Origin of the sequence: Halorhodospira abdelmalekii (genome assembly GCF_016583625.1) — a bacterium.
GTDB classification, from domain to species: Bacteria; Pseudomonadota; Gammaproteobacteria; order Nitrococcales; family Halorhodospiraceae; genus Halorhodospira; species Halorhodospira abdelmalekii.
Genome location: NZ_NRRN01000022.1, coordinates 38,247 through 56,657, shown reverse-complemented (window position 1 = coordinate 56,657; position 18,411 = coordinate 38,247). Strand labels below are relative to the sequence as shown.

The 18,411-nt window shown below is 63.2% G+C and carries 10 protein-coding genes; 5 read left to right on the top strand and 5 right to left on the bottom strand.

The features are described 5' to 3' along the window. Window positions 1-565 precede the first annotated feature (565 nt). The 4 genes from CKO15_RS07165 to CKO15_RS07150 all read left to right on the top strand — a co-directional run bounded on the left by CKO15_RS07165 (window position 566) and on the right by CKO15_RS07150 (window position 5,918). Window positions 566-2,536, top strand: a complete 1,971-nt coding sequence (locus CKO15_RS07165; RefSeq protein ID WP_200194000.1) for an EAL domain-containing protein — start codon at window positions 566-568, stop codon at window positions 2,534-2,536. 117 nt (window positions 2,537-2,653) lie between these two features. Beyond that, window positions 2,654-3,286: a DUF120 domain-containing protein gene (locus CKO15_RS07160; RefSeq protein ID WP_200193998.1), complete on the top strand. Its 633-nt coding sequence runs from the start codon at window positions 2,654-2,656 to the stop codon at window positions 3,284-3,286. Then, window positions 3,283-5,289 (top strand): glycosyltransferase family 2 protein, encoded by a 2,007-nt coding sequence (locus tag CKO15_RS07155; protein ID WP_200193996.1) that lies wholly within the window; start codon window positions 3,283-3,285, stop codon window positions 5,287-5,289. The genes CKO15_RS07160 and CKO15_RS07155 overlap by 4 nt, the downstream gene beginning before the upstream one ends. Window positions 5,290-5,468: 179 nt before the next feature. Then, entirely contained in the window at window positions 5,469-5,918 is a 450-nt protein-coding gene (locus tag CKO15_RS07150; RefSeq protein ID WP_200193994.1) for a hypothetical protein, read from the top strand. A gap of 3,492 nt (window positions 5,919-9,410) precedes the next feature. Here CKO15_RS07150 and CKO15_RS07140 read toward each other — a convergent pair. The 5 genes from CKO15_RS07140 to CKO15_RS07120 all read right to left on the bottom strand — a co-directional run bounded on the left by CKO15_RS07140 (window position 9,411) and on the right by CKO15_RS07120 (window position 16,114). Further along, a complete protein-coding gene (locus CKO15_RS07140) occupies window positions 9,411-10,907 on the bottom strand; it encodes a CAP domain-containing protein (protein WP_200193990.1) in 1,497 nt (498 codons plus the stop codon). A 159-nt stretch (window positions 10,908-11,066) separates the two neighbouring features. Further along, on the bottom strand, window positions 11,067-11,324 hold the full coding sequence (locus tag CKO15_RS07135; protein ID WP_200193988.1) for a hypothetical protein: 258 nt from the start codon (window positions 11,322-11,324) through the stop codon (window positions 11,067-11,069). Between the two features lie 64 nt (window positions 11,325-11,388). Further along, window positions 11,389-12,810 (bottom strand): TolC family outer membrane protein, encoded by a 1,422-nt coding sequence (locus tag CKO15_RS07130; RefSeq protein WP_200193986.1) that lies wholly within the window; start codon window positions 12,808-12,810, stop codon window positions 11,389-11,391. Between the two features lie 212 nt (window positions 12,811-13,022). After that, window positions 13,023-14,450 (bottom strand): HlyD family type I secretion periplasmic adaptor subunit, encoded by a 1,428-nt coding sequence (locus CKO15_RS07125; RefSeq protein WP_200193983.1) that lies wholly within the window; start codon window positions 14,448-14,450, stop codon window positions 13,023-13,025. Window positions 14,451-14,464: 14 nt separating this feature from the next. Further along, on the bottom strand, window positions 14,465-16,114 hold the full coding sequence (locus CKO15_RS07120) for a type I secretion system permease/ATPase (RefSeq protein ID WP_200193981.1): 1,650 nt from the start codon (window positions 16,112-16,114) through the stop codon (window positions 14,465-14,467). A gap of 486 nt (window positions 16,115-16,600) precedes the next feature. Here CKO15_RS07120 and CKO15_RS07115 point away from each other — a divergent pair, with 486 nt between their 5' ends. Then, complete coding sequence (locus CKO15_RS07115) at window positions 16,601-18,358, top strand: hypothetical protein (RefSeq protein ID WP_200193979.1); 1,758 nt, start codon at window positions 16,601-16,603, stop codon at window positions 18,356-18,358. Window positions 18,359-18,411: the final 53 nt, after the last annotated feature.

Below are 18,411 nucleotides of genomic sequence, written 5' to 3'. Positions count from 1 at the left end.
TCACAGCTTTGGGATGTATGCTACCAGTGAAGTTACACAACTCCGTTGCCCACGCCGTGACAACATTTATTCGACTTGTCTGCCACGCATGACAGTCCTGCACCGCCCACCCCGCCCCGTCGCAAAGCTCGCACCACAGCTCCCGCACCGCGCCAACTCCTTATTCTTGAAAGGAAGATTCACACACCTGTCAAAAATCGGAGCACCGCCGCGCCGCAGCGCCAGCAGGGCAAGCGACTCAGCCATTTCGGCACTGCTGACAACGTCCATTTCTCTTGACAGCACCCTTGGCATTGAGACCTTTTAGTCGACGTATTTCGGCCGCAACAGCGCGCGAAAGCACGCCAACAACCGCCGCGATCCCAGTTATCGCGTATAATCGGCAATCAAGCCATTACGCCTAGCGCATCAAGCTGACGGCTGTCAGCTGTCAGCGGACCGACGACCCTAACAAATGGGCCCGCGCAGCGAAAAGGGGCCTGACAGAGTCCAAGGCACAAGGCAGTCAGAGCCCAACGCAGTCAGAGCCCAAGGCAGTCACCAGCGACGGGGGAGCGCTTCACCCATGACATCCGAACTTGAGATCTTCATCCGCCGCAAGACCCAGGAACACGGCCTCACCCTCACCGAGGTCGCCCGCCGCGCCGGGATGTCGCGCCAGTCACTCTATGAGTTCTGGCGCCGCCAGAGCTTGCCCAACCTCAGCACCGTGGTCGAACTGGCGACCGTCTTCGAACTCCACCCGCTGCGCCTGCTTGAGCTCTACTTTGCCGAGGCACCGAGCGACGACCCACCGGCCAACGCCGTGCTCGATGTCCGCTACATGCGCGATCGCGCCCATCTGACACGAGTGCTCTTCGAACAGAGCGGCGAAGCGCTCATCGGCCTCGACGGGCAGCACCGCATCACCCTCTACAACGCCGCCGCCGAGACGCTCTTCCAGCGCCCCGCCGAAGAGGTGCGCGGCCAGCCCGCCGAGACCCTGCTGCCGCAGCACGCCATCGCCCGCATCGCCGATCACTCCTCACTAATGAGCGAGCAGATCGCCCCACCGGCCGAACGCGCCCGCGGGCAGCTGCGCATCATCAGCCACCGCGGCGACGGCGAGCCGCTGACCTTCAGCGCCCGGGTGCTCGAAGTGCCGCTGGCCGATCAAAGCTTGGTCGTCTTACTGCTGCAGCCGGCGCCGGAGGCACAGGCGCAGCAAGCGCTGCCGGCACCGATCGGCACCGGCGCGCTGCAGCACACCTCGGCGACCGGCATTACCCACCCCGACTCACTGCCCGATCTGCTCGAGCAGATGATGCGCTTCTCGGCGTGGTTGAACGCACGGATGGGGCTCATCGTCTTCGAGCTCGAAGGCATCGATGCTGCGCACGAGCGGCTTGGCGGCGAGGTGATCGAACAGGTGCAGTCGGCGTTGATGCGCCGACTCAGCACCCACCTGCGCCGCACCGATCGACTGGCGCAGCTGAGCACGACCACCTTCGCCCTGCTGCTGCCCGGGATCGACGCCGCCGAGCGCGGACAGCAACTAGCCCAGCGCGCCCAGCAGCTGATCCGCGAGCCGGTCAGCGCCGGTGCCCTGACCCTCAATCTGGCCGCCCCGATGGGGGTGGCGATCTACCCCGACCACAGCGAGGATGCCGAGACCCTGCTGCGCCTTGCCCGCAGCGCCCTGACCGACGCACAGCGCCACGGCGCCGAGGCAGTGCGCCTCGTCGATACGGCGCTGACGCGCGGCCATAGCGAGCGCGTGACCCTGCTCCAGGAACTGCGCACGGCCCTCGCCGCCGAGACCGTCGAACTGCGCTACGAGCCGATCTACCAGCTCGGCAGCGGTGAGTTGACCGGGCTCGAGGCACGCCTGCGCTGGCACAGCACAACACTCGGCTGCATCGAACACGACGCCTTGCGGACTGCCGCAGCCGAAGGCGGAGTCCAAACGGCGCTGGAGGAGTGGCTGATCGACCGGGCGCTGAGCGATGCCGGGACGTGGCGACAGCAAGGGCTGCCGGTACCGCGGCTGACGATCGACGTCTCAGCGGCGAGCCTGCGTGAAGAGACCTTCGCACCCGAACTGCTGAGCAACCAGGCGGTCGCCCATAAGCTCGCCGCCGGCAAACTGGAGCTGGAGCTCTCCGAGCGTGAACTCGGCGACCCCGAATCGCCGGTAATGCAGCGCATGAGCCAACTGCGGGCGCGCGGACTGAGCATCTCGATCGACCACTTCGGGGCCGGTTTCGCCTCGCTGCTGACCTTGCCGCGAATCCCGGCCGACGCCATCAAGCTGACCTCGACACTGGCACGCGATGCCGGCAGCGAATCGGACTATCAAGCACTGACCGGGACCGTCGCCGACCTCGCTTCGCGCTTTCGCCTGCGCCTCAACGCCGAAGGGGTCGAAGATCGAGAGACCGCCGAGCGGCTGCACAAACTCGGCTTCCAGGAGGCCCAGGGGCCGCACTTCCGTGCTATGCTCAGCGCCGAAGAGACCGGCGCCCTACTCGCCGAGGCCATGAACCCAGTCTCATAAGTTTTTTATGATTTTTTTGGAGTTTCAGAGTCGCGGCACCGGATAGCAGGAGCTGCCGCTGAATTTTTTTCAGGTTACCGCAAGATCAGATTTTGAGTCGCGGCACCGGATAGCGATGTGACCACAGACGACCGCCTCGAACCCACCCCGCTGCCGCCGAATACCCGGATGTTCAGCGGCTGCGTGGCCAGCGGCCGCGGCATCGCGGGCGGCCAAGTCACCACCCACCAAGAGAGGCTGCGGCGACTCACCGGCGTTGCACTCTACCCCGGCTCGCTGAACCTGATTTTGTCAGAACCCGTGCGCTTAGCACGCCGCCGCCGCAAACGCTTCGCTCACGGGCTCTACATCTGGCCCGGTTGGCTGAGCGCGCCCGACGCCGCAACCGAGCCGCACCACACCTACCCGGTGTGGCTGCTGCGCTGGTGCGATGCCCCGCTGCACATCATCGAAGTGCTGGCGACCGAGCGGCTGCGCACACGCTTCGACCTGCACGACGGCGACCGGCTACAGATCCACCTGAAGCGCCGCTGCCTCAGCCCGGTCGCACCGGAGGAGCGCCTACTCCACGCCGCGATCTGGGGAGGGCGCCGCGGGGCGTGGTACTACAGCCACGACGACTACGTCGCAAGCTGGCTGGTGCGCGAACCGGGGCGCTGGGTGACGCAGAACCACAGCCTGCGGGCACTGCTGCGCGCCCGCTGGCGCGGCTCGACGGCACCGGCCAAGACGGCTGGACGGGCGCCATGAGCCGCGCCCCCAGCCGCCGTGCCACCCGAGCCGCCGCGGCCGCCCCGGCCACCCGGGCCACCCGGGCCACCCCAGGCGACCTGACCTCACTGCACCACCACCTTGCGGCCGAACAAGAGCACCGCGGCAACCGCAACGCCACCGTCATCCTCTACCCACCGGAGCCGGAGACCGCCACCGCCGTCCTGCGTGAATGCCGCGCCCTAACCAAGCGCCTGCCCCGCGGCACCCTGATCGGCCTGCTCGACCCATTAACGCAACCGCTCCGCCACCGCTTTCTGCTCGACCTCGGCGCCCAACCGCAGCGACAAAGCCGCCGCTGGATCGTCCTCACCACCACCCGCCCGACCACACTGCGCCGCCGCGCCCTGCACCGCGCCCTCCCGCTGCGCACTGTACTGCGCACCGTGCGCACCGCACGCCAGCACAAAGAGTGGCCGCTGATCATCGAACAAGTAGCCGGCCTCCTCCACCACAGCCAGCTACCGCACAACCGCCGCGGCGCCGCCCTCCTGGCCGCCTACCTGCAGGCCCTCTGGCAACAGCGCCGCATCGCCGCCGTCCGCCGCCTCTGGCACGCCCACAGCCCCTGGCTGCTAGCCGACGCCGCCGACCGCGACCTGCGCCGCGCCGCCACCGCCTACTTCGCCAGCCTGGCGCGGCTGAACCTTAGCGACGAGATCGAGCGCGCCTACGCCACACTCCCCCCGCAGCTGGCCCGCCACCCCAAGATCAACGCCGAAGTGGCGCGCGCCCTTCTCAAACATGCCCCGCAAACGGCCTTGGCCTACGCCGAGCGCGCCGTCACCCACGCCACACCTCGGCACCAGAGCCAATACCTCGGCCAACTGCTCTACGCCGAATACTACACCGCCTACGGCCACCACCTGAGCGGCAGCCGCACCCCCCAACAAGAGGCCCAGGCCGAGACACTGCGCGCCCACTATCGCGACTGGCAAACGGCCCTGAGCGCCCGCAGCGAAACCGTGAATCCCCCCCCACAGAGCGGCTTCCTCGAAGCTGCCCTCGCGAGCCACTGCGGCGACCCCGAGCCCGCACTCGCCGCCCTCAACCGCGAACTGAGCACCGCCGGCCTCGCCCCCCTCACCCGCCGCGACCCCGGCGCCCCGCTATCGCCCGACAACCTGACCACCGCCGACCCCGTACCGCCCGACCCCGACGAGAGCCTAGTCAGCGTCATCATGTCGGCCTACAACGCCGCCCCCTACCTCGACACCGCCATCGCCTCGGCCCTCGCCCAGAGCCACCGACGACTCGAACTGCTGATCATCGACGACGGCAGCCACGACGCCACCCTAGAGAGAGCCCTAACTTGGCAACAACGCGACCCGCGCATCCGCATCATCGCCATGGCAGAGAACGCCGGCGTCTTCACCACCCGCAACATCGCCCTACGACACACCCGCGGCGACTGCATTACCACCCTCGACGCCGATGACTGGGCCCACCCACAGCGCATCGAACGCCTGCTGCACGCCGTCACCACCGGCCCACCAGGCGTCATCGCCGCCATGGGCTCCCTGGTGCGCCTCAGCGACCACGGCTGCCTGCGCCTAAATGCTGGCGGCAGCGTCAACGGCTGGGACCACTCCTCACTCCTCTTCACCCGCCGCGCCTACCACGAACTCGGCGGCTTCGACCCGGTCACCCCAGCGGCCGGCGGCGACGTCGACTTCAAAGAGCGCCTCCTCGCCCACTGGGGGCCAACCGCCCTCCGACAACTGCGCGACCACTGCCTGCTGATCGCCCGCGACCGCGCCGACTCCCTGACCATGACCAAGCGCGGCCCCCTCGCCACCGACGCCTTCGAGCACAACTCGCTGCGCCTCCTCCACCTGCAACTGCTCAAAAACGGGCACCAAAACGCCTCACACGGCAGATCCACCGGGCCGGCGACCGCAACCCAACGCACCTACTGGGTGCCCCGCGCCATCCAAGGCACCGACCACACCCCCGGGTATCGACTCTACGAACCGCTGTAGCCCTCGCACTGGGGGAACTCCCAGGACTCCTCGCAACGCCCAGAGATAGGCTCAGCCCTTGAGAAAATCGAGCCCTCGCGCAACGGAACCCCACCCGCCCCGACCGCGAGCTGTGTTAGCATGTGCGCCGACCTACTTGGCGAACACGTAACCATTTAACGCACAAGGTGTAGTCCTCCATGTCGAAGCAACTAACAAAGAGTGCAGAAACCTTACAACGCGCCTCCAACCCGCACGGGCTCCGGCGCAACACCACCGAGCCCCGCAGCGGCCTACGCCGCGGCCTCGCCCTACTCGGCGGTGGCCTCCTCGTGACCCTACTCAGCGGCTGCGCCACCCCGAACGCCACCCCGATCAGCCTCGATGGCGGCAAAGAGCAAGGACAAGTCGTCGAGTGCTCAGGCTGGACTTGGCGCGGACGCCTGGCGATGAGCGACTGCATCATCAAAGCCAACGAAGTCTGCCCCGGCGGCTACGACGTCAAAGCCACCACCCTGACCGATCGCTGGCACAAACCGACCGGCGCCGCCGAAGTGCTCGAAGACATGAACCGCGCCATGCTGATTCGCTGCGCCGAAACCGACGCCGAGGTGGGGGAAGAGACCGAAGAAGAACTCGAAGAGGTGTAGAGGGTTCCATTGAGGGGTTAGCAGGCGAAGGAAAAGGGGGATCGACGTGCTCAACAGACTGGCAGCACCCTCGTAGCCGCAAACCGCGGCTAATCCCCCTCGACCGCTAGCCGGAGCCGTCACACCCCGCCCCGGCTAGCGGCCGCAAACCTCCTCAAAACAACCGCATCACCAGAACAGATTCGCCCCCGCCTCAGCGACGGCCGCAATCTCCACACCGACCAGACGGATCACCGGCTCGTAAACCTCATCGCCGTAAAACGCCCCGTCGACGGCCCCACCCTCGGAGACGGTTACGATCCCGAGCTCCACGTCGTCCTCCACACTCCAGAGAGCGGGCAACTCATCACCCTCGGACAACAACGAAAAGTCGATCCGCTGCTCTAGTTGTTCGAGCATATCGGCGGCGTCGTGTGCGGGGGTGGGGAGAAGGAGCGCTTGATCAGACATTAGCATCCCATCCGAAACAGGTGCTCCATTGCTCCACCACCCACCCTCTAAGTCGTCTTTCAGCACGAATCGATCCAAAGCAGTAGAAAAACCGTGGATTTCGGAAAAGCCTTTAAAATCGAAAACCTCCACGGCAAATCCATGGCCCGGCTCACGGTCAAGCCAAAGAACTTGTTCCTCGCTTTCCCCAAGCCGAACGGTGCCCCGCATTTCACTGACGTACAACCAAGCCTCAATACCACCTAAAAAATGGTTTAGGTTCAAGAACCCATATCCGCCACTGCCAAGATCGAGCGCGAAGTCAAAATGTCCGTGCTGCTGAGCCCCATAACCGATTTTTGCGAACCCCTCACCTAAGACATCCAACTCAAAAGCATCTTCCCTCGCTATCTGGCCAAGATTCTCTACCTCCAGAAGACCCTCTCCAACATCAAAGACATAGCGATGTGTTACGCCTGTAAAATCGCCGTTAAAAAGCACTTCCCCAACACCAATCCGCCCTGCATCCAAACGCAGGAACACCGCATCCTCTACGTCACCGAAAAAAGACAGCTCATCCAGGGAAAAGTCCCCGCTAGCACACAACACGACCTCTACCGCCTCTAGAAAATCCCCGCCAATAGCGCCGAGACTAAGGTCCTCCGCAACCTCCAAAACCAGCCGCTTGGCCTGATGATCACGCAGCACAAAAGAAAAATCTTCAGCTACTGCATCCAAACGCACCGCACGGCTATCAATCGCCGCACCGCGCATCTCAAGCAGCCTCAAATCAGGGTCGACAATTTGCAGACCTACATCGCCATGATCTAACCCCTCGACATCAAGAGAATAATCTGGGGCGGTCGCTACATTTTCGAGGCGCAGCCAGCCAAAAGCCGCGCTGCCCCAAGCGGCTGGCACATCAAAAGAGGCCTCACCGTCTTCCCCGAAGTCGGGGCCGACCAAAACAATCGTCCCCTCTGCACTGTCAGCATGAGGTTCAAGAGCCGCAAGCTGTTCAGCAGTGACCCGGACAACGGCGCCGGCTCCCACCTCCAGATAGCTTACCCCCGCGGGCAGGTTTTCCAACGCTGCAAGGTCGAACTCGTTGCCGGCCTCAATCATCAGCCGATCGCCCTCGACCATTCCTTCCCAGGGTTCTGGTTCTGGTTCCGGCTCGGGGTCCGGCTCCGGCTCTGGCTCTGGCTCGGGTTCCGGCTCCGGCTTCGGTTCTGGCTCTGGCTCCGGCTCGGGTTCCGGCTTAGGCTCTGGCTCTGGCTCTGGNNGCTCGGGTTCCGGCTCCGGCTCGGGTTCCGGATCTGGCTCCGGGTCTGGCTCCGGCTCGGGTTCCGGATCTGGCTCCGGGTCTGGCTCCGGATCTGGCTCCGGATCTGGCTCCGGCTCCGGTTCCGGGTCTGGCCCCGGTTTTGGCTCCGGCTCAGGCTTCGGCTCTGGCTCCGGCTCCGGTTTTGGCTCTGGATCCGGGGCCGGGTCCGGCTCTGGTTCCGGCACGGGCTCAGAACCTTCTCCTAGCTCCAACTCCGGGTGCTCAGAGCCCTCTCCTCCACCACCATGGGGTCCGTCCTCGTCGTAGTACCCGTCCTCACCCTGGGGTTCGTTACTGGAATCCTCTGACCCGGTTTTACCCTCGGCTAAACTCCGGTCAAACGCCTCGCGGGCACGCAACGCTTCGGCGGTCACCGCTGGAGAGAGAACCAGCCAATCCAATCCTTCGGATGCTACCCCACCACTGCCGACATCACCGCTATCGGCGACATCGCCAGCGTGGCCACCGCCACTACCAGCGGCATCAACATCATCATTATTATCATCATCATCATCTATATAGACTTTGGCATCGGAATCAAGGAGCGCCTGATCGATCAGCGTCCGAACCGCCTCCTCCACCACCTGCCGGCGGGCGACCTCATCAGGGTTGTCCGCGATGATGCCACCACCATCTCCCGTTGCCACCTCAAACATCATCTGCGCGCCGAGAGCTGCCGGGTCCAAGCCATTTTCCATGCGCTGAACCCAATACTCGACTCGCTCCTCGGCCTTATACAGATCGAGGTTCGCGGCTACATATGGACCATCAGGATCAATTAGGACGTAGCCGCGCAGACCGGTGTAAGCGGCCACAACCACGGCCTCAAGGGGGGCGTCGAAAAACACCTCCTCGTGTTGATCGACGTAGACAAGAAACAGCGGCTTAAAGAAATCATTGAAGAGATCAAAATCCCACTCAACATCCTTATCACGGGGGTTCATTCCTATACCTCCATCCATGGACACACGACCGGGCGGCGCGAGTGCCGTTTCCTGCGGCACTCCCCTCGCAACCCACAAGCAAGTCCTACCTACCTTCCCAGATCACCCAAGCGCCCCGGGGGCAGAACCTGGCCGGCCCTCTCCTTCAGACCGGCTTGCGGAGGCTAACCACTTTTTTACCCAAACGCAAGCAACAGGAGCGACAGCCACAACAGTGTCGGCTGGCTACACTACAGCGGCGATCATAGTCTGGTCCACTTTGATCAAGAATACCGGCGGGGACGCCGGCGTTCCCAGGAAACAGCACTCCCAGCCGGCGACCGCTGCCCTCTACAATATAGCTGGCTAGTGGACCAAGGAATGATCAAGGCCTACACCACCACACCACCAGTCGACAGGGTGCCGGTCGGCCAGGGTGCCGGTCGGCTGTTGATCACCGGCTCCGGATGGAGCGCGACCGAAACCCCGCGCCGAGATTGGCGAAGTCAGCGAAAGCGGCCGGCCAGCGCCGGGAAAGAGCCCGGAGGGCGCGCGCATGGATGCGCGCGGTCGACTGGCGTACAAGGATTGTACGCTCAGTCGACCCCCGGCGCTGGACCTGCCGCGAAGCGTTTCGCCAACTCGGCCGGGGTCGAGGGAGCGCGAGATAAAAACGAGCCTCTGCTACCTATTACCTGTTACCTGTTACCTGCTACCTATTACCTGTTACCTGTTACCTGTTACCTGTTACCTGTTACCTGTTACCTGTTACCTGTTACCTGTTACCTGTTACCTGTTACCTGTTACCAACCCTCAACCCCAATCGGGATCGTAGTAAACCATGTCCCCAGTGCCGCTACAGCAGATCTGAACAACATTATGATCCGACTCCGAGACCAAATTCGACTCCGCCCACGAATCCAACTCCGCCCACAAATCCGACTCAGACTCTACCCCCGCCCCCAACTCCCGCTCCAGACCCTGCTCTAAATCCCGCTCAAAACCCGCACCATCCGAAACAGCACCATCTTCTACAACATTATCGTAAGACAAAACATCAGAAAAAACTTGCGCATGCGCAAAGGCATGAGCATCCGCAATTTTATCACTACTGTAGACTAAAGGACTCGGTGGCCGATCATCAGGGTCCGAAAGAACAAAAGAAAAGACCGAGGCGAGGATATCAAAAGCGGGAGAAGGCTCTAAATGGCCCTCAGCATTCTCCTCTAACTGCCGACCAAGCACACGCACAAAAACATCAAACAACCCCCCCTCTAATGAATCATTGCCCACCATCTCTTTCAAAAAGAGACCGGCGTAAACAGGAGCCGCCTCACCAACAGGCACCTTACCATCATCCGGCACATCATCATCCGGCACATCGTCGTCCGGCACATCATCATCCGGCTCACCGTCGTCCGGTGCGCCGTCGTCCGGTGCGCCGTCATCCGGCTCATCGTCACTCGGTACACCATCGTCACCATCGTCCGGTACAGCGTCACCGTAAACTTCCCACCCCCCACTAACTGTACCATCTACATCGAGCACCAAATCCAACTTCTTATTTTTATCAGAAAGAGTGACTTCCTTACTGTAAGAATTTTGCAGCCCCTCCCCCGAAACCACAACCTGGTGTGTACCAGAAGGCACAGCCAACTGATACCCACCAGTGTTCAGAGTTTCGACCTCCAAACCAAGATCCGGCAAAGAGAATTTTATCCCCTCCAACCCCTCCCCAAGAGAGTAAAAATTGTCCCCATCCGAATCTTTGTACGCCACCCCACCCAAAAAAATATCGTCCCCAGAAAAAGCAAACTTCTGGGTAATCATTGAAGCTGAATAAATCGTACTGTCGCCAGAGGTAAACTTCCCTAAAGATTGACCGACCCCAATCTCCCGAAACCCCTCCGCCATGATATTTTTACGATGCCCAGAGCTTAAAAATAAGCTCCCATGTTGCTCATCAATATAGGAGGCCAAATTTGGCTTCACATGATCATCCAAACTCCCCGTGGTCCCCCTCCAAGAGACATTTTCACCCCACCCCCAAGGTGCAACAAGATCGTACCCAGCAGCTGCTATCCGATCACCAGGGCTAGAACCATCAACCCCAGTGTGACTAAAAGTGTCAGTATCCAACATCCAATCGCTATGAGCGCGGGCGGCCTCGACCAGCGTAAGATTCATGAAGAGCGGCTGCTTAGCAGACGCAGAGATCGTTCCCGGATCCAGGTCCTCGTTAAGATCGATATCGTAGCGCTGCGCCTCCGCCAGCGGATTCTCACGAGCTCGATTGATCAGCTCCAACATGTACTGCTCATAGGGTGACAGGAGAAGAGTCATGATCAACACCCCCAGAAGAGGAGTAGAAGAGAAGCAGGAGAAGAATGCCGGCGAGGACGCCGGCGCTCCCAGGCGAGGCGAGCGCTAGTAGGCGAGTGCTAGTAGGCGAGTGCTAGTAGGCGAGTGCTAGGGCGCCAGACCAGTACCAGTGACCGCCGCGAGAAACTCATTCGCCTCCCCATACGTCCGAACCGAACACGCACGCTCAATGTCGCTGTCCGTCACCTCCTCATCGAACTCGCTGAGCAAGGCAACCGCCGCAATAAAGTTCGCTCTTGCCTCCTCATCCAACGCCGTGTCGGGCGGATGCTCTGCTGCCGTCAGCGCCAAAAGAGCCTCCGCAACACCGCCATCAATGGACCGTAACTTCTCGTAAACAGACATCTCTTCACTACCCCTTTAGGGCGCCACCGCCACTCAGGGCTCAATGCTCAACTCAGGGCACAACTCAGGGTGCAGCGACAAACAGCGCGTTCAACTGCACCACATCATCAATCCCAAGGTGCCCCGACGCCCGCCGCAACTTCAAAGTATCCACCAAATACTGATACCGCGCCTGCGCCAAATTCCGCCGCGACTCATAGTAATCGCGCTGCGCCTCCAGCAGATCCGTTACATCGCGCGTCCCTAACTCGACCTCATCCTGCATCGCCGCCACCGTCCGCGCATTCGACCGTACCGCAACCGCATACGCCTCAACCGCACTGCGCCCACTCACGAGCCCCTGAAAAGCACCCCGCGCATCCGCCCGCACCTCACGACGAACCCGCTCCACCTCCTCACGCTGCCGATCCCGCCGACTCTCCGCACTGCGCGTCCGCGCACCAACCGCCCCACCCTCATAAAGCGGCACCTGGACCCGCACCCCAATGTACCAATCATCCAACTTGCGCGCCGTCTCCTCCGCCGGAGAAGGCACATCCGAATCAACGTCACTCATATCATCAAACCGCGTATACCCACCGACCAAATCGACCGCCGGATAACGCTCCGCACGCGCAGATTGTACCTGCCGACCGGCACCATCCAACTGCGCCCGCGCCGCCACAATCCGCGGATTGCCCGCGTAAGCGTGCTCCAACCATACATCTAAATCAAAAGGCTCAAGCGGCGGCAACTCCGCCTCCGCCGACAACTCCGCCAACATCCCATGACGCCGGTCAGTTAACTCCGACAACCGCTCGCGGGCAACCTCCAACTCACCCTCAGCCCGGATTTTATCCGCCCGAACCGTATCGTGACGCGCCCGCGCCTGCTCCAACTGACTGCGCGAAACCTGCGCCTCATCAAAAAGCGCCTCAGCCTGCCGCAACGCCCCCGCGACCGACTCCAACTCCCGCTCCTGCAAGGTTAATTCTGCCTGCGCCCCCAAAACCCCAAGGTAAGCCTCAGCAACCCGATGAATCAGCTCTTGCCGGCGCGCCTCCAACTCCGCCTCACCGGCCGTAATGTTGTGCCGAGACCCCTGCCAACGGTGCCAAACCGGCAAATCAAAGAGCGGCTGCGAGAGGAATAACTGATACTGCTCCTGCGTAAAGGTACGATCGCGACCCTCAGCTTCGTCCGGCGGATCAATGGCCCGCTCTTCCTCACGACTCGTCCGCCGGATTTCACCACTCAGCACCAGACTCGGCAACAACCCCGCCAACGCCTCACGCCGCTCTGCCCGCAGAGCGTCCACCTCATAAGCGTACCCCCGCAACTGCGGATCGGCACGCTCCGCCAGCCGATAGACATCAAGCAGCCCCTCAGCCTGCGCAACCCTAGCCTCGGACTGAACACCCGCACTCACCCCAGCTTCAGCCTGCGCAACCCCGGCAGTCACCCCGGCAATCACCCCGGCAGTCACCCCAACCGCGGCAGCAGACACCACACCCAAGCAAAGAGAGACCCCAACCCGTTGAGCAAACTTAGAAACCCTACCAAACTGAGCGAGTTGAGTAAGCTGAGCTGGCCGAGTTGGCCGAGTTGGCCGAGCCAACCGAGCCAACCGAGCCAACCGAGCCAACCGAGCCAACCGAGTTAGTTGAACAGGCTGAACAAGTTGCGCCAACCCAGCAAACCGCCTCACGTCCGTACCCATCAATCCTCCCGGAACGAACGAGCGATCGCATCCGTAATCGGCTGCGCCAAATACTGTACCGGCGTCCGCCGCCCCGTCTTAATCATCACATCAGCCGGCATCCCCGGTCGCAGATTGACCTCCGGACCGAGTTTAGCCAACTCCTCATCGGTCACCACCAACCGCGCCTTATAGAACGGCTCCTGATTCTCCGGCTCAATCCGATCGGCCGAAACCCAAATCACCTCACCCTCAACCACCGGCGTCGTCCGGAAACTAAACGCCGTAAACCGAATATCGGCGAACAACCCCGGATGGACATTATCGATATCCTGCGGGCGCACCTCCGCCTCAAGGACCAGCGGCTCCCCCTCAGGGACCAAATCGAGAATCGGCGCACCGGCTTGAATCACCGCGCGCTCAGCGTGCACATCGAGATTGACCACCTCACCGGCGACGGGAGCGCGAATCTGCTTACGCGCCAACCGATCCTCCAGAGCGGCCAACTCCTCCTCCAACTCATCGACCTGATTGGCGACATCGCGCAACTCACCCGCCGCCTCACGCCGAAACTCACGCTGCAACTGGATAATCTGCTGCTCCGCCTCACCGATCTCAATGCGCGCAGCCGCAATCGAAGCGCGCAGCTCACCAACCGCACCCTCCAACTCCGCGTGCTCACGCTCCAACGGCCGCAACTCTGCCGCCGGAATCGCCTCCCGTTCGACCAAACGCCGCTTCGTCTCCAACTCCTCAGCGACCGACTCCATCGAACGCTGCTTCGCCGTGCGCTGCGACTCCATTCCCAAGATCCGCTCACCGAGCTCATCGATGCGCTGGCGCAAGATCGACGTCTCACCATCAAGCGCCTCACGGCGGGTGTCGAACTCCCGCTGCTGCCGCTCCATCACCCGCTCAGTGCGCTCGCTGCGCTCGGCGCTCTGCACCACATCGTCCGGAAAGGCGATCTCCGCCTCCCCTAACAACTCGGCCTCAAGGCGAGCCTGGCGGGCCAAACTCGAGATATAGCGCGTCCAACTGCGCAGATACTCTGCGCGCGCCTGCGTCTCATCGAGCTGGATCAGCAGCTCACCGCGCTCGACGGTATCACCGTTGCGGACGTGGATCCGCTCGACGATGCCGCCCTCCAGGTGTTGCACCGTCTGCCGGTACGAGTCGACCGTCACGGTACCCTGGGCGACCACAGCGGCGTCGATCTGCGCGAAGCTGGCCCAGCCGCCGACACCGACAAAGGCGACCAAAATGACGCCAATACCAAAGAGCCGCGGAAAGCGATCACTGGTCGGTGGCGGCGTACCACCGTTCGATCCACCGCCGCCGCCGGCCGTAATCAGCTCCCCGGAACGGGCCTCGCCGCCAACCGGAGTCACGGGTCGGTCACCGTCGCTACCCTGCTCTGCATCGTCGCGGATATTGCGATTACTCATCTTCGCTGCTGACCTCAAGCGTTGCTGGCGCGCGTCAGACGGTTCAAGACCTCTTGACGCGGACCGAGAGTCGCGACCTTACCGTCGCGCAAGACCAAAATCTGCTCCACCGCACTGAGCACCGCCGGGCGGTGGGCGATCAGCACCACGGTGCAGCCCTCCTCGCGCAGACGGCGAACGGTATCGGTCAAGGCCTCTTCACCGGCCTGATCGAGATTCGAGTTCGGCTCATCAAGCACCACCAGACGGGGGCTGCCGTAAACAGCACGGGCCAGGGCGACTCGCTGCCGCTGCCCGGCCGAGAGCGCCCCGCTCTGGATGCCGATGCGGGTGTCGTAGCCCTCCGGCAGACGCAAGATCATCTCGTGCAGACCGGCCTTGCGCGCCGCCTCGACGACCAATCGCGGCTCGACCTCACCGAAGCGGGCAATGTTCTCCGCGATGGTGCCGTCGAAGAGCTCGACATCTTGCGGTAGATAGCCGGTGTGGGCGCCGATCTGCTCGCGGTTCCAGTGCTGCACTTCAGCACCGTCGATGCGCACACTGCCGGCGTAGCTCGGCCAGACCCCGACCATGGCACGCGCCAAAGTCGACTTGCCGGCGGCACTCGGGCCGACCACACCGAGCGCACTGCCCGGCTCCAACTCAAAGTCGACCCCGCGCAGCGCCGGAGTGCGCGCCCCCGGCGGGACGACGACCAAGTTCTCGACACTGACCTGCCCGCGCGGCTGCGGCAGCTCCATGTGCTCGGTGCGCTCCGGGGTGCCAGCGAGCACATCGTTAAGACGGCTCCAAGCGTTGCGGGCACCGATAAAGCCGCGCCAGACGCCCATCGCCTGATCGATTGGGGCCAGCGCACGCGCCATGATGATCGAGGCGGCGATCATGACACCCGGGGTGATCACCTGCTCGACCGCCAACCAGGCACCGCAAGCGAGGATGCCGACCTGGGCGATCAGGCGCAGCGACTTCGAGGCTGAGGTGAGGTTGGCCGAACGGTCACTGGCGACCGCCTGCAAATTCAGCACCTCGTTGTGCATCCCTTGCCAGCGCTGACGCAGCCGCCCGGTCATGCCCATCGCCTCAAGCACCTCGGCGTTGCGCAGGTTGGCGCTGGTGAAGTCACTCTCTTGGTTGTAGCGGGCGTTGGCCGCACTGAGCGGCTTGCGGGTGATGACCTCGTTGGTGTATGCCATGGCGAAGAGGATCACCGCGGCGATGGTGGCAAGCGCCCCGAGCAGCGGGTGGAAGAGCCAGATCACCGCCAGAAAGAGCGGCGTCCACGGCGCATCGAAGAAGGCAAAGACCCCCTGCCCAGTCATGAACTGACGCAGCGTGGTCATATCCTGCAGCGGCTGCGTGGTCGCGCCCTCGGGGCGGCGCAGCGCGCGGAAGAAGGTGGCGTCGAAGAGACGGCGGTTGAGCATCTGATCGAAGCGTCCGCCGACACGCACCAGCACCCGGTTGCGCGACCACTCGAGCAGACCGAGGACGATCAACAGGCCGATAGCGACCACCAGCAGCATGACGAGGGTCGGTACGCTGCCGCTGGAGAGCACCCGATCGAACATCTGCAACATGAAGATCGGCGGCACCAGCATGAGGATGTTGATGAAGAAGCTAAACAGCGCCACCGTGGCGATGGCCTGCTTGAACTCGCCCATGCACTGACGCAGTTCACTCGGCGCGGAGGCTCTGGCGGAGCCAGAAGCGGCGGATTTGGCATTCGCAGTGGTCATGCGGTCACTCAGCGGGTCGTGAAACGGTTGGAAATAGCCCAAGATGGCCCGGGATAGTCGGGAGCAGCCCAAGCGTCCGGGCGGCCCGGGTCGACTCCAGGCCAATAAGTTGGGGGATGGTAGCAGGGTTTCAAGGGCAAACCAAATGTCCCTCCGCGACACAGGGCATCTCAGAGGCCAAGTGTCTCGGCTGCGTGCGCCAACACTCCGGCTCGCCAACAGCAAGCGGTGTGCTACGCTACGCAACGCGTTGGGATTCAACCGCCGGCGTCCCCACATGGGCCGCTCTATCTCCGCATCTCCATCTCCGCATCTCCGCGCGTCTATCTCCGCGCGCCGCGCGGGAGGAGTGGGGGTGCGACGCTTGGCAGGGGCGCTGCGCAGTCGGCTTAGACAAAAGGGGCATACACGGTGAATCTACCGGTCCAGACCGAGCACTTCGGCCGCTGGCTGCTTGAGGTGCTGCGGGCCTTTTTTGGCGTCGCCCCGTGGACGACCGGGGCACTGATCGGAGCGAGTGTACTCGGCAGCATCGCTCACTTGCTCGCCTTCTTCCTGCCACTTAAGGTGCTGATCCTCGCCGGGGCCGATCACGTCCCGCACTACATGCCGTTTATCAGCCCCGACGATCAGCTCCACTGGATCACCGCCTTTGCCGCCGCTGCGGTTGCCGCCTATCTGCTCACGCTCGCCCTCGGGCGGTGGACGCAACAGCTCGCCGAGCGCGGCAGTCGCGCGGTTCTTGACCGGGCGATTCAGCTGTCGGTGATCGGTAGCCAGGATACTCGCGCCCAGCGCTACTACAGCGAGATCGGTGAGACGGCGGCGAGTTTGCTCTTCGCCTTGCTGGCGCTGCTCGCTCTGCTGCTGCTCAGCGAACCACTCTTCTTGACCCTCTTCGCCCTGCTCTATCTGCAATACTGGCTAACGACGTGGCTGCTCAGCGGCGATGAGTACAGCGAGGCGGCGGGCGATCGCTGGGGGCGGCTGCAGCGGCAGATCCTCGACGACCCCAAGGGGCTGCTACAGTTTTACTTTGCAGTCAACTACTTCGCCGGCTTCCTGGTGCTGCTCGCGGTCTTTCTCTGGGGCGGTGCGGCGCACTTTTTCGCCATTTTGCTCAGCTTCTTGCTGCTGCGGCAGCTGCTGCGGGCGTTAAGCAGCGGTATCCGCAACGCCACCCGCCTAGCCCGCGGGCGCGGGGCGATCGATCCGCTGGTCTTCCCCGAGAAGCAGCGCACACGCCGGGAGTCATCTTACGTGCGAGCGCTGCGCCAACTCTTCGCCAAACCGCAGCGGCAGCAGCGGAGCGAGCGGGTCTTGCAGCAGGCACTGAGCACGACCGCGGCCTTTGAGGTGACGTGGGAAGATCCACCCTATGCCGGCCGGTTTCAGGGGCTAATCGCACGTCCACGCGACTCGTCGCAGCAGCAGGGGCGCTGCTATCAGCAGCAGATCTACACCCACCGCCTCGTTCAGCTACTCGACGATGAAGCACTGCTCTATCAGCACGTCGGCCGCGAGCGGCTGCGCGGCACAGCCGAGATCGCGCGCTTTACCGAAGGCCCCTTCCTGTGCCGGATCTGCGAGTACGGCAACGGCCGCCCGCCGAGTGTTGCGGAGTGGCAGCGCTGGGAGCCGGTGCTGCTGCGCGAACGGATGGCGATTGCACCGCCACCGGCGCTGCTGCGCGCCTATCGCGGGGCGCACCGGCTGCTCTACGAGCGTTTGACCCCTGAACGCCTAGCGGTGCTGCAGGTGGCTGTCGATACGCCTGTCGAACAACAGACCTTGGAACGCCTGATGGCCGCACTGCCAGTGTTAACCGGCCGGCTGCGCAGGCTGCCACTCTACCTCTACCCGCCCGGCATGAATCGTGAGCTGGCGGTGATGGATGCAAGTGGCGAGTTGCAGGTGGTCAGTTGGGGCCGGTGGCGTCTTGAGCCGCTGGGCGGGACGTTGACGGATCGGCACTTGGAGGGGCACGTTCGCGCCCTGCTGCCGGAGTTGCCGCGCTGGCGTGACGATGTCGAGCAGCCGCCGCTCGCTGACGATGTGCGCTTAGCACGGTGGTGCCGTGCCTTGGAGGAGATGCTGGAGGCGCGTGCCTATAAGCGAGCGCTGCGGATTGCAACGCGCATTGTGCGGTACGATCAAACGGCGGGGTAGGCCCGGAGTGGGTCGGCGCGGCCCTTAGCTTGACCTGGTTGCGGTGAGACATT